The following is a 10,842-nucleotide window of genomic DNA, read 5'->3' as shown; positions in this document are numbered from 1 at the left end:
CATCCCTCTACAGGATGCGCAGACCTCGGGCCGCGACCTCTGTTGGCACACCGCGACGCTTAGGTCGCCTCGTTCGCGCTTGCCGCTTCACGTGAGCCTTGATCTCGCTTCTCGTTCGCCGAGGTTCGCGGTGCTGACTTGCGGTCCAGGCGTAGTTCATCGCCACCGTAAGCAGCATGGCGTTCTGGACCATTCTCGCGTTCAGCCGAAGTGCTTCATTGGCCAACCGGCCCATCTCGCCGTGGAACATTTTTTTCTCCGATCTGGGCTCTGGCAGTTGAGGCGCCCCGAGATCCAATCCGCTCACGCGACGGCGTATGTGAACGGCCCGTCCTGCGGCCCAACTTGGGTTCGATCCCCGAGAACTCTTCGGCCAGAGGCAATGATCTGGACAGTCTGTCGGCTATCGCAGGCAGTCCGCGCCATGACCTCTAAATCGCGCAGATATGAGATTAGCAACCCGTGCGGAACTTCATCTGTGTTAAGAGCCGCGCCTACTTTGGACGACACCTTACGCTCAAGCTCGGTCCAGAAATCTTCCGAAATTAACATTTCTTGCATTGTGACAACGCCCCGACTCGAAAATGGCAGGTTGATTTCTTGCACCTTTATTTGATGCCCATCCGGTCAAATGACAGTTGGAGTGATTAAATGCGTAACGCTACTGTTCGCGAGGAAGTCGCCTTCGCCGCCGGTATCAAGCCGGTCCGGCAGACGGCGCTGACCGCCGCCGTCACCCTGGAGACCCATGAGGGCTCAACCTGTGTCCGGGATTGTACCGCCATCCAGGCGTTGCAAGACTTCGCCGAAGATCTTGATGTTCTGGTGCTCGGCCAAGGCAGACCCGATGCAGCGCGTCCTCCTGGCGATCAGCGCCGAGGACGGCGACAGACTTGTGCTCGCTCACGAACCCAGGCCGTGCGTATCGCCCGGCCTCCAAGCACCGAATGAGGCGATGATCCAAGAGACCGTCGAGCGCGCGAGATAGTCATAATTTCGATTAGCGCATGAACTGATCCGGGCTACAATCTGATAAGTTTCCATTCGTTGATATCATACCTTTACGAAACAATATACCAGAATAAACGTAGATTTCTTATAACGTGTCTTTGTGGCGTTCGACATGAAACAGGAATCGTGGGTCCGGTTTTATAGATCTGCATTAGAGATAAATTCTGAGTTTGGATATATAATTTAGGAATTTCGGCTGATAATCAAAGCTTAGGAGAACATCGATGACACTCACCGCTTTCGCAGGCGAGGCGTGACTTCCGGACTTGTCATCGCTGGGCGGACGATGGCCATAAATGAATGGGAGTTAGCCTGCTCATGACGAAGCCTCCATATCTCCTTTTACGGGACAGTCGTCGCTCTGAACCCAGCGGTGATCCCGTTTATCGGGGTGCGCGTGTGGGTTGGCGCTTTACGCTGCCGTCGTGAGGCCCTTGAGACACCATCGCCGTTCAGTTCGCCGAGCCGTTCACCGCTGACATCTTCGGAGAGCACGTGCGGCCATGAGCTTGAACCGAGCTACAAAGCCGCGCTGGCGCCGCCTCCCCGACACCCTGAAACGGAACATCGCTCGGTGGAAGGGCTGGCGCGGCCGTCTTGCGGCGGCGTGGGCGACGATCCCGGCCCTCACCGCGTTCGCACGCCTGGCTTGCCCGCGGGGTTTTCCGTGCGCTCAAACGGCCAGCTTGGCCAGCTCGACAAGCTCACAGGTGTCGGCTCGCAGCCGCCAATCGACGATGCTGGCGGCCTGACAGAACATCGTCTTGGCTGCGTCGGCCGCGGCTTCCCCGTAGTTGGCGGGCACGACGGGCTGCTGCTGTAGGACCCGGCGGTCGCAGTCGGGGCCATCCGAAACGACCTTGTGGAAGGTGACGAGGAACGTCGCTACAGACCTTAAATCCGCGTAGGACTGGACGCTATATCCAGCTCAGCTGGCGTCGTCGTATTCAGCGCTGCCAGGACGCCGCCCGGGACGCGCCTGGACGGGCTTTTGCTGTTTTAGACTCGCGCACCGGCGGCGCCATTGGGCCGTGCTGGGTCAAAGAAAGGCCTTAGCTGATCTTGTCGGTGGGTTCGGTAGGCTCCACGCTTGTGCCTAGTGATCCGCCACCAGCATAGTCGCGGTGAGGTTGCCTCCGCTTGCTGAGCCCACACGTTCAGCAGTCCGCACGTCCGATTGGTGACGCTGCTCGCGGGCTTCTTCCCGACGTGTCGGGATTGCCCGCCAAGGGGCCACGGCGGCACCCAGGCGAAGAACAGTCGGTGCGCGAGTGAGAAACGTGACGAGCAGCACCCACGGCACAACGAAAATAATAAAAGCGGTCAGGCCCATGGCGATCCTCCTGGAATATTTAGCAGTCCTACGGGGAGCGCCAACAGCTATATACTGATCCAATAGGGTAATTCTTCGTCGATAATGCACCGCAACGCTTTCATTGCCAATGAAATCGCAGTGCATCATGATGCTGATCCGGCGCGAGTAATGCTTTTTCTGCCCGATCGACTAGCCACAGCTGTCAACCGTGGTACGCTTCTGGCGCGCTGGCGGGCGTTGTGATCTCTGCGGGCGGCCGCATGGGCAGCACCGTGTGTTTCCCCCGGGGGGCAAGCGCTGGCGCTCGTCGTTCAGGCGCCAGGCGACCTGTTCGGCGGGCGGGCCGTACACCTGAAACCTCGGTGGGCAGATTGCAGCCACACGAGGTTTATACCGATTGACCCGCCACCCGCTTCTCGCGGGTGACGGGGCGAAATGAGTGATTAGCGACCCATGCTGCTGGACGAGCTGCCGGTTCCCTTACCCATCGAACCAGACGTTCCGGTCGAGCCGGTGCTCATCGATCCAGAGTTGCCCGCACCCATGCGGTCCCCCGTGCCGCTCCCGTTGTTCATCTGACCGCCGGTGCTCATGCCGGTGCCGGATCCACTACCTGCACCCATCGAGCCGCCTGTTCCTGTGGAACCGCCGCTCATGCCAGTTCCGGCACCACCTGCACCGCCGCCGGCTGCTCCGCCCTGGGCGAGAGCAAAGCTAGCGCCGCCGGTAAGCAGAGCTGCAGCGATCAAAGGAGCGCATAAATTTCTGACGTTCATCTCAAAACCCAACTTTTGTTTGTAAGTAGATCCCAGATAGGATCTTGCTCAATAAACTATCAGCATCAGGAGATGTTCCTGTTTTTGTAAGCCTCACATTGTTGAAAGAGGATGCTAAACTGAGCTTGAATTAACCTATGTGAAAGTACGGCTCTGCCACGGTCTAGGTACAAACATTCGTTACGAGACGCGCCGCACCTGTGTAGCCGTCCACGCCCCACCCCGAGCGGCCGGGATGCCCCGCGCGTTCAGCGCCGCCGCGATCTGGCGCAGCGGGACCGCGCCGTCAGCCCGCGCACGGCGGCTATCACTGGGGCGAGGTCTCGGGCTAGCTCCTCGGGCCGCCGGGTCTGTCGCGCCCGCCCGCGCACTTGGCCGGCCTCCCGGTTCGACAGGTTCTCCGGCTTGCCTAGGTGGACGCCGCGCGCCTTGGCGGCCGCCAAGCGGCTTTGGTGCGGGCCGAGATCATCTTGCGCTCGGCCTGGGCGACCACGGCCATGATGCCGACCACCAATTGGTTCGCCTCGGGTATGTCGGCCGCCACGAACCGGACGCCGGCCTTCTGCAGGTTCAGCAGGAACGCCGCGTCACGGGACAGCCGGTCGAGCTTGGCGATGATCAGCGTGGCCCCGGGGAGCCGGCAGAGCGCCATGGCCTCCGTTAGGCGAGGGCGGTTGTCCCGGGACCCACTCTCAACCTCGACCAGTTCGGCCACGTGGCGCCAGGAACCGCCCGCGAGGAAGTCGGCCGGCGCGCCGTTGCGCCTTAAGCCCGAGCTCGGATCGGCCCTGCCGATCGGTCGAGACCCTCAGTAGGAGACGAAGGCGGCCACAGCGGCTCCAGCGGTGCGTGTTTCAAGCGGTCAAACGGTCCTTCGGCTCAGATGCCGGCGTACCAAGCGTAGCCCTGGTCCTCCCAATAGCCGCCCTTGCCCTCGCCGATATGGGCGAAGCTTTCCACGACCTCGACGCGTATGACGTACTTGGCCTGCTTGTATCCGAGGTTGCGCTCAAGCCGCAGGCGCAAGGGCGCGCCGTTCGCGACCGGCAGGGCCTGCCCGTTCATCTCGTAGGCCAGGATCGTCTGCGGGTGGAAAGCGTCCAGGAGGTCGATGCTCTCGTAGTATCGGACCGGCGACCCGCCGCTGGCCGCGGTGTCTTCCGATGCCTGCTGGCCGCCCGAGTCCTTCTTGCTCTCGCCACCGCCCGACTGCTTGGTCATGTTCGGGTTGGCATTGCCGGCAGGCGCCTCCTCCTGCGAACCGCTGTCACCTGCGGCGCCGTCGTCCTCACCATCGTTATCGCCATCCTGGCCCATGGTGTCGGCGCAGTGGAACACGACGAAGCGCGCCTCGGGCTTCAACCCGGCGCGGTTGAGGAGGTCGGCGAGCGGTACGCCGGTCCACTTGCCGATGGCGCTCCAGCCCTCGACGCAGTCGTGCCGGGTGATCTGCGTCCGGGCGGGGAGCTTGCGCAGCTCGGCCAGGGAGAGCTTAAACGGCTTCTCGACAAGGCCGCCGACCTCCAGCCGGTAGTTGACGAACTTGCGCTTCGCCAGCGCCTTATAGGACCGGTCCGGCGGATCCTCGGTGCCGTTCGGCTTGAACCATGGCGAGATGTCGGCTTCAACAAATTCCGGAGCCAACGTCCGCTCGGTTAAAAGTAGGCGCTGGACGAACAGGTTGGCGTCCTCGCCCGTCTTCAGGGTACGCCGGAACCACTCCGCCTCGCCAAGACGGTCGCAGCCGCCCAGCATCGCGGTGCCGGCCGCGGCGGTGGCGCCGAGGAGCAGGGCGCGCCGGCTAGGCTGGCGGCTCACGCGGGGCCTCCCGTCCCGTCAGCGGCAGGCTCGACCTTGCGCTCGATCACGAACCAGCCGGTGAGCATGCCGCGCATGTTGTTCCAGAAGCCCGAGAGCACCACCAGGGCGACGTGGACGAGCACGAACAGCACGAGCAGGCCTGCCACAACGAAGTGGACTGTTCGGGCCGACTGACGGCCGTCGAACAGGGTCAGAAGGAACGGGAACGCTGCGTCCATGGCCGGCGACATCGCTAGGCCGGCGAGCACCTGCATCGGCAGCAGCACGAACAGCACGACGAGGTAGGTGAGCTTCTGGATGACGTTGTAGCGCTTGGCCTCATCCCCTTGTGGGAAGCGCAGCGTGAGGTGCTCCCAGACAGAGGCGCCGAAGTGCCGGATCTGGTCACGCTGCGGAACGACGCGGAAGCGCAGCTGCCCGCTCAGGAGGCCGTAGAGCAGGTACAGGATCCCATTCAGGACGAAGGCCCAGGCGAAGAAGAAGTGCCAGCTTCGACCACCGGTGAGGTCTTGGTCGCTCGGCAGGGTTAGCCAAGATGGGAAGCCGCGGTCCGCTGGCTCGCCATCGGCGCCGGGCGAGGAGCCGAGATAGCCAGTGGTCTCGAAGGCACGCCCAAGCACGGTGGTCACGCCCTTCGGTGGGTCGTCCTCGGTCGATGTCATCGCCAGCAGTGGCGTGTCGAAAGTCGAGACCTTGCCCCAGTATAGGGCTGGATGCGCGTTGAAGATCTGCAAGCCGCTCATCAGCAGGACGAGCAGGCAGAGCGCGTTGATCCAATGGGTGGCCCGGATCACGGCGGGGTGGCGGAACATCCAGCGCCGACGCTCGATCTCGGCCGTATCGGGTGCGGAGCGTACTAGGTAAGTGCGGCACACGTCGTGAGCCTCCTCGGTCAGGGCGAAGCAGGCTTCGATAGAAGGGCTCCTGTGGGAGCCCTCCCGAATGCTGGACCTAGATACCTCACATGCGGTGCATCATCCGCTTCTTCATCATGTGATGGCGCATCATCCGCTTATGCATCATGCGCTTCTTCATCATCATGCGATCGCCGCGCATCATCTGCACCTGCGTGATGCCAGACTGATCGGCCTGTAAGCTGTTGACGGGCATAGAGGCTGCCGAGGCAGCGCCAGCGCCGAGGGCGAAGCCGCCAAGCAGCGTAGCGGTCGCTAGGGTCAGCGTGATCTTCTTCATGTGAGATCTCCTTCAGAGCGCGGACTTATCACCCGCATGGCTCGTGAAAGACCAAAACTATCGCCTAAGTTCCTAAGAGAGAACGATTTTTATCTGATTTGTAGCAGGAAAAAATTACACAAAACCACTTTATACGGATGACGAGACGCGAAAGTTTCACGCGATGATCAATTTTTTACACGCTGCTATAAATATTGTGTTTGGCGCATGTTTTAGACTATTTTCTAATCTGCATTATTGACGAGCTTGACCGCGGCATCGCAGCCTGTCCTGTGGCGCCACGATTTCGCCGCAAATGGGAGGTGCTCGTGATCCGCTCGGCTCAACCAAAATGCGATACTGAGTATCAGGCTACCGCGAGCCCGCGCCGTGGGCTCCTCAAGGCCGCCGGCATCCTCGTCGCTTCAACAGCCTTCCTGGAGCTGAACCTCGCCGAAGCCTTCGCGCAGCGTGGCGCCACGCTCGCCGGCGGCACGGTCGACCTCGGCCAGGGTGACTTCGCCGTTCTCAACTACGCCTACGCCCTGGAGCAGCTGGAGGCCGCCTTCTACACCCAGGTGCTGCAGCAGCCCTACCGCGGGTTCAACCCCTCTGACGAGCAGAGCCTCACCGGCATCCAGAGCCACGAGGTCGCCCACCGCGAGTTCTTCCGCTCCGCACTCGGCGGCAACGCCATTCCCGACCTCCAGGTCGACTTCGGCCGGGTCAACTTCGGCAGCCGCCAGAGCGTGCTCGGCACCGCCCGCACCTTCGAAGATCTCGGGGTGGCCGCCTACAACGGCGCCGGCCAACTCCTGCGCAACCCGGACTTCCTCGCCAAGGCCGGCTCGATCGTCTCGGTGGAGGCGCGCCACGCCGCCACGATCCGCGACATGCTCAACCCTTACAGTGCGGCGTTCGCCGGCAATGACATCGTGGACGGCAACGGCCTCGACCGCGCGCTCGTGCCCTCGCAGGTGCTGCCCAAGGTGGTGCCGTTCGTCCTCACCCCAGTCAGCGCGAGCCAGCTGCCGTGATCCCCCGGCCGACGCTCGCCCCTGCCACAGAGGACGCCACCATGACCGCATCCACGCCTGCCGCTCCCACCCTGATCGAGACGCTCGATCCCGACATGACTGCCCGGATGACCTCGCGCCGAGGCCTGTTCACCCGTGCCGTCGGCACGCTCGGGGCGCTCGCCAGCGCGCCGACGGTGCTCGCCGTCGCCTCCACCGAAGTCTTCGCTCAGGGCCTGCCGGGACAGGTGGTGGACGTGCTCCGGTTCGCCCTGACCCTGGAGTACCTGGAGGCGGAGTTCTACCGCACGGCGCTGGCCACGCCCCACCTGATCCCGGCTCGCTACCGTGCCGTGTTCTCACAGCTCGCCAAGCACGAGGCTGCGCATGTGCGGTTGCTGCAGGGCGCGCTAGGCGCCGCCGCGATCCCGTCTCCGGCCTTCGACTTCACGGCCAAGGGCAAGTACCCGGACGTGTTCGCGAACTTCGACACGTTCACGACGCTGTCGAGCACGTTCGAGGACCTCGGCGTGGCGGCCTACAAGGGTCAGGCTGGCAACCTGCAGGGCACGCCGGTGCTGACGACGGCGCTACAGATCCACTCGGTTGAGGCGCGCCACGCGGCGGAGGTGCGGCGGGTGCGCGGCCTCATTGGCTGGGACGGCGCCTTCGACGCGCCCTTGACAAAGGCGGCGGTGCTTGCAGCTGCAGGTCCGTTCCTCGCCGGGGGCGCCTGAGGGCACATAGAAGACTGCGTACTGAACCTGTGGCGGGGCGCTCAACGCACCATCACAGGTTCAGTGTGAACGAGCTTGTCCGCCAGACCACACACATCCCTTCAATCGGCCGCCGCTTAGGGATGTAGGAAGCGAGCTGAGGGGTGGTCACACCTTCGCGTCGATCTCACGCCGCCGCATATTGCCGACCGCCCGCGCCCCGGCCGCCGTCGCATAGGAGTAGGACGATTGCTCCGATCGGCGGCCGTCAGCCGAGGTAATGATCCACCGGAAGCATCCCGCATGGGTGGTGCACGGTACTACGCTTACCCGATTGGAGCGAGGGGTAAGGTACGACACCGGGAGCCGATGCTTGCGAGCCATCTGCCCTCTACGAGGTGCGAGACGATCGGGTTTCAGATCCTTTCGCATCAGCTGCAGTGAGCTGATCGCGTCGTGATCCGTGGGGCTTAGTCCGAACTCTGGACGGGAGCCTTGTCCCTCCTGATCAACTCCAGCTCCTCGGCACTACGCTCCTTGATCCCGACGAGGTGGTTATCCGCATTCTCAGCAGCGCGGATCAGCTCATCGAGCTTCATCTGGATAGCGGCCGTATCACACGTGCGCCGGCTACCAAGATGACGCCCGCTAGTGCACAGACGCCGACGAACGTACCACGTGCTCATCCGCTAATTCATTGCTATCGCTTCGAAAACGGCGCTGCCTTGTGTACGCTTTGTCGGCATCAGAGCACTAGGAGCATGGCGGCGATGGACAGGAACAGGTTGAAGACGAGCGCCCAAGGGTCGTTGAAGATGAGAAGAGCGCCGGATCCGAGACCCGCAGCGACCGTGAAGCAGGTTACCAGGAACCCGGTGGGCTTCGAGAGCTACACGGCGAGCCCGACGATGGGCCGGTCGAGCATCGATCACGAAGCCTTGTCAGAGGTAGCTGGACCGATGGGCTGCGCAGCGGCGTACTAGGAACGATCACCACATGCTGCCGATGAACTTGCAAGGCTAAGGCTGAGTTCCATTCTGTGCATCGACGCACCCGCCACTCAGTACCGGCACACAAGGCCCACCGACCCGACCCACGCTCCGCGGGTAGAGAAGCGCGAACCAGGCCGATGGGAGTCCCTTGTAGAGACGCATCTTGCTGCTGCGCAGCGAACTGACAGTCAACAAAAAAGTCCGTTCTTGGTGTTGCTACAGGCGAGGCCGAGCGCCGCCTGATGATAGGTCCGTTCGGCCTTTCGGGCTTGCCCAGCCTACGATCTCGCATGTGGGACATGCCACTCGCCGACCAAGTCGAGCGAGGCGGAGTAGACCACTGTCCCGTCCTCATTGCGCACCCGAACCGAATAGGTGCGGCGATCTCGGTTCGGGAGCTTGTTGCGCGCCATATCCGGCAAGGCATCCAATGCCTCAATGCGAGCGGCGTCGATGCTGGGTAATTCGAAGCCCTCATCGTCCTGATGGCGGAAGTTGCCGTCGTCGGTGTCAAAGAAAAAATGGGGCATAGGTTTTCCAGCTTCACTCAGGCGGGAGCGTTCACATCTCTCAGCCGCTGATGCCCCGATATTCGATCAACGATGTATTCGATTATTTATCAAGTTGCGACCTGAGACAACAACTTGGATCAGCCGAGTGTGCCGTAAATATGATTTGTTCGTATCAAAAGACCGCAAAGGTGCTCGATAAAGATAGTTGTGCGCAATATGGATTTCTGAGATCGAAGTTGGACATGTGGCAATAGTATCGCTGTTTGATCGCCAATTGATGGATGCGCAGGGAAGATCGGTAGTCCACACCTCATGGTCAACAACTCCAACCGTCGAACGGGTCGGCACGACCTACCGGACGTCCCGGTGATGATGATCGACTCGCTGGAGTAGTTGAGCCTCAAGGAAAGCGACACCGTTCACCTGCTGGCGAAGGCCATGAACGTCCTGTTCGTGAAGCCTTCAGGCAATCGCGATAAATCCCAACCGAGGATGGCTCGCTGCGCTAATATACTATCTACACGTGTGTCATCGTCAGCTGATCCGGAACAGGTGCTGCCGCCTGGGAGAGCCGTGCGCTTCCGCCTGCAATGCAAGGCGACGCCACGATGGCTTCGAAGATCCCCCACGCACTCTTTCCGCTCATCCGCAAGCTGGGGAGCGTCACCCACCTCTCGGACGAGGAGCGGCACGCGATCGAAGCGCTGCCGGTCCGGGTACGGACCCTGTCGGCACGACAGGACATCGTCCGCGACGGCGATCTCGCGACCCAGTGCTGTGTCATCCTGGAAGGCTGGGCCTACCGCTACAAATTCCTGACCGAAGGACGCCGGCAGATCTTCTCGTTCCACATCGCCGGCGACATCCCGGATCTGCAGAGCCTGCACATCCCACTGATGGACCACAACCTCGGGACGATGACCCAGGCCACGGTCGCGTTCATGCCGCACGAGAGCCTGCACGCACTCACGGCCCGCTATCCGACCATCGCGGCTGCGCTCTGGCGTGATACGCTGATCGACGCGGCGATCTTCCGGGAGTGGTTGATCGCCATGGGACGCCGCCCGGCCTTCGAGCACTTGGCCCACCTGTTCTGCGAGCTGTACCTCAAGCAGGAGGCGGTCGGCTTGGCAGGTGATCACCGCTGCCCACTGCCGATCACTCAGGTCGATCTCGCCGACGCCACCGGAATGACCGGCGTTCACATCAATCGCGTGTTGAAGGAGATGCGCGGCCGCGGCCTGATCACGCTGCACCGACAGACGCTGGTCGTTAAAGCGTGGGACGAACTTATCCGTGCCTCCGAATTCGACGGTACGTACCTGCACCTGCAGAAGCGAGCCCTCGGATGAGCCTGCATCTTCAGCCCGTGCATGTCGCCACCGGCAGCGACGACACCGATGGTCAGCTCGTGTTCGCGGACGGGTTCCTCGTGGCGGTTCTGGTGCGCCTCTCCGAGCAGCACGATGCCTTCGCCGGCATGTGGTTCCTGGAGGCCGGGTTCGGGCTA

11 protein-coding genes and 1 pseudogene are annotated in these 10,842 nt (G+C 62.2%); 4 read left to right on the top strand and 8 right to left on the bottom strand.

Annotated elements, in window-relative coordinates; translation table 11 throughout:
• Positions 1–1,684 precede the first annotated feature (1,684 nt).
• A complete protein-coding gene (locus tag MKK75_RS35600; RefSeq protein ID WP_279593508.1) occupies positions 1,685–1,816 on the bottom strand; it encodes a hypothetical protein in 132 nt (43 codons plus the stop codon).
• A gap of 291 nt (positions 1,817–2,107) precedes the next feature.
• Positions 2,108–2,344 (bottom strand): hypothetical protein, encoded by a 237-nt coding sequence (locus MKK75_RS01985; RefSeq protein WP_244040956.1) that lies wholly within the window; start codon positions 2,342–2,344, stop codon positions 2,108–2,110.
• A gap of 435 nt (positions 2,345–2,779) precedes the next feature.
• Between MKK75_RS01985 and MKK75_RS35595 the strand changes: the two genes are divergently transcribed.
• On the top strand, positions 2,780–2,905 hold the full coding sequence (locus tag MKK75_RS35595; RefSeq protein WP_279593507.1) for a hypothetical protein: 126 nt from the start codon (positions 2,780–2,782) through the stop codon (positions 2,903–2,905).
• A 377-nt stretch (positions 2,906–3,282) separates the two neighbouring features.
• On the opposite strand, the pseudogene MKK75_RS01980 reads toward MKK75_RS35595, so the two are convergent.
• The 4 genes and pseudogenes from MKK75_RS01980 to MKK75_RS01965 form a co-directional block, all read right to left on the bottom strand.
• A pseudogene (locus tag MKK75_RS01980) lies at positions 3,283–3,914 on the bottom strand (recombinase family protein).
• 67 nt (positions 3,915–3,981) lie between these two features.
• The gene (locus MKK75_RS01975; RefSeq protein WP_244040955.1) at positions 3,982–4,920 is read right to left on the bottom strand and encodes a molybdopterin-binding protein; all 939 of its coding nucleotides are present in this window, start codon (positions 4,918–4,920) and stop codon (positions 3,982–3,984) included.
• Positions 4,917–5,798, bottom strand: coding sequence for a cytochrome b/b6 domain-containing protein (locus MKK75_RS01970; protein ID WP_409567500.1), 882 nt, complete (start codon positions 5,796–5,798; stop codon positions 4,917–4,919). Before MKK75_RS01970 ends, MKK75_RS01975 begins: the two co-directional genes overlap by 4 nt.
• 85 nt (positions 5,799–5,883) lie before the next feature.
• Complete coding sequence (locus tag MKK75_RS01965) at positions 5,884–6,117, bottom strand: hypothetical protein (RefSeq protein WP_244040954.1); 234 nt, start codon at positions 6,115–6,117, stop codon at positions 5,884–5,886.
• Between the two features lie 308 nt (positions 6,118–6,425).
• On the opposite strand from MKK75_RS01965, the gene MKK75_RS01960 reads away from it, so the two are divergent.
• Positions 6,426–7,133 carry a ferritin-like domain-containing protein gene (locus MKK75_RS01960; RefSeq protein ID WP_244040953.1) on the top strand — a complete coding sequence of 236 codons (708 nt, stop codon included), beginning with the start codon at positions 6,426–6,428 and terminating at the stop codon, positions 7,131–7,133.
• 41 nt (positions 7,134–7,174) lie between these two features.
• Positions 7,175–7,849: a ferritin-like domain-containing protein gene (locus MKK75_RS01955; protein WP_244040952.1), complete on the top strand. Its 675-nt coding sequence runs from the start codon at positions 7,175–7,177 to the stop codon at positions 7,847–7,849.
• A 449-nt stretch (positions 7,850–8,298) separates the two neighbouring features.
• Here the strand turns inward: MKK75_RS01955 and MKK75_RS35590 are convergent, their stop codons facing one another.
• Both MKK75_RS35590 and MKK75_RS01945 read right to left on the bottom strand, forming a co-directional pair.
• Positions 8,299–8,514: a low affinity iron permease family protein gene (locus MKK75_RS35590; protein WP_279593505.1), complete on the bottom strand. Its 216-nt coding sequence runs from the start codon at positions 8,512–8,514 to the stop codon at positions 8,299–8,301.
• Positions 8,515–9,098: 584 nt separating this feature from the next.
• Positions 9,099–9,350, bottom strand: a complete 252-nt coding sequence (locus tag MKK75_RS01945; protein ID WP_244040950.1) for a DUF6894 family protein — start codon at positions 9,348–9,350, stop codon at positions 9,099–9,101.
• A 590-nt stretch (positions 9,351–9,940) separates the two neighbouring features.
• Here MKK75_RS01945 and MKK75_RS01940 point away from each other — a divergent pair.
• Positions 9,941–10,684, top strand: a complete 744-nt coding sequence (locus MKK75_RS01940; RefSeq protein WP_244040949.1) for a Crp/Fnr family transcriptional regulator — start codon at positions 9,941–9,943, stop codon at positions 10,682–10,684.
• The last annotated feature ends 158 nt before the right edge of the window (positions 10,685–10,842 follow it).

The organism is Methylobacterium sp. J-030 (assembly GCF_022829545.1).
Classification (GTDB): Bacteria; Pseudomonadota; Alphaproteobacteria; order Rhizobiales; family Beijerinckiaceae; genus Methylobacterium.
The sequence above is the reverse complement of the archived record's forward strand: the minus strand, read 5'-3'. Positions and strand labels throughout refer to the sequence as shown.

What these genes read in the sequence shown, in the direction of transcription:
- MKK75_RS01965 (WP_244040954.1), bottom strand. Translation starts at nt 6,117, where the DNA reads ATGAAGAAGATCACGCTGACCCTAGCGACCGCTACGCTGCTTGGCGGC.
- MKK75_RS35590 (WP_279593505.1), bottom strand. Translation starts at nt 8,514, where the DNA reads ATGAGCACGTGGTACGTTCGTCGGCGTCTGTGCACTAGCGGGCGTCAT.
- MKK75_RS01940 (WP_244040949.1), top strand. Translation starts at nt 9,941, where the DNA reads ATGGCTTCGAAGATCCCCCACGCACTCTTTCCGCTCATCCGCAAGCTG.
- MKK75_RS35595 (WP_279593507.1), top strand. Translation starts at nt 2,780, where the DNA reads ATGCTGCTGGACGAGCTGCCGGTTCCCTTACCCATCGAACCAGACGTT.
- MKK75_RS01955 (WP_244040952.1), top strand. Translation starts at nt 7,175, where the DNA reads ATGACCGCATCCACGCCTGCCGCTCCCACCCTGATCGAGACGCTCGAT.
- MKK75_RS01985 (WP_244040956.1), bottom strand. Translation starts at nt 2,344, where the DNA reads ATGGGCCTGACCGCTTTTATTATTTTCGTTGTGCCGTGGGTGCTGCTC.
- MKK75_RS01945 (WP_244040950.1), bottom strand. Translation starts at nt 9,350, where the DNA reads ATGCCCCATTTTTTCTTTGACACCGACGACGGCAACTTCCGCCATCAG.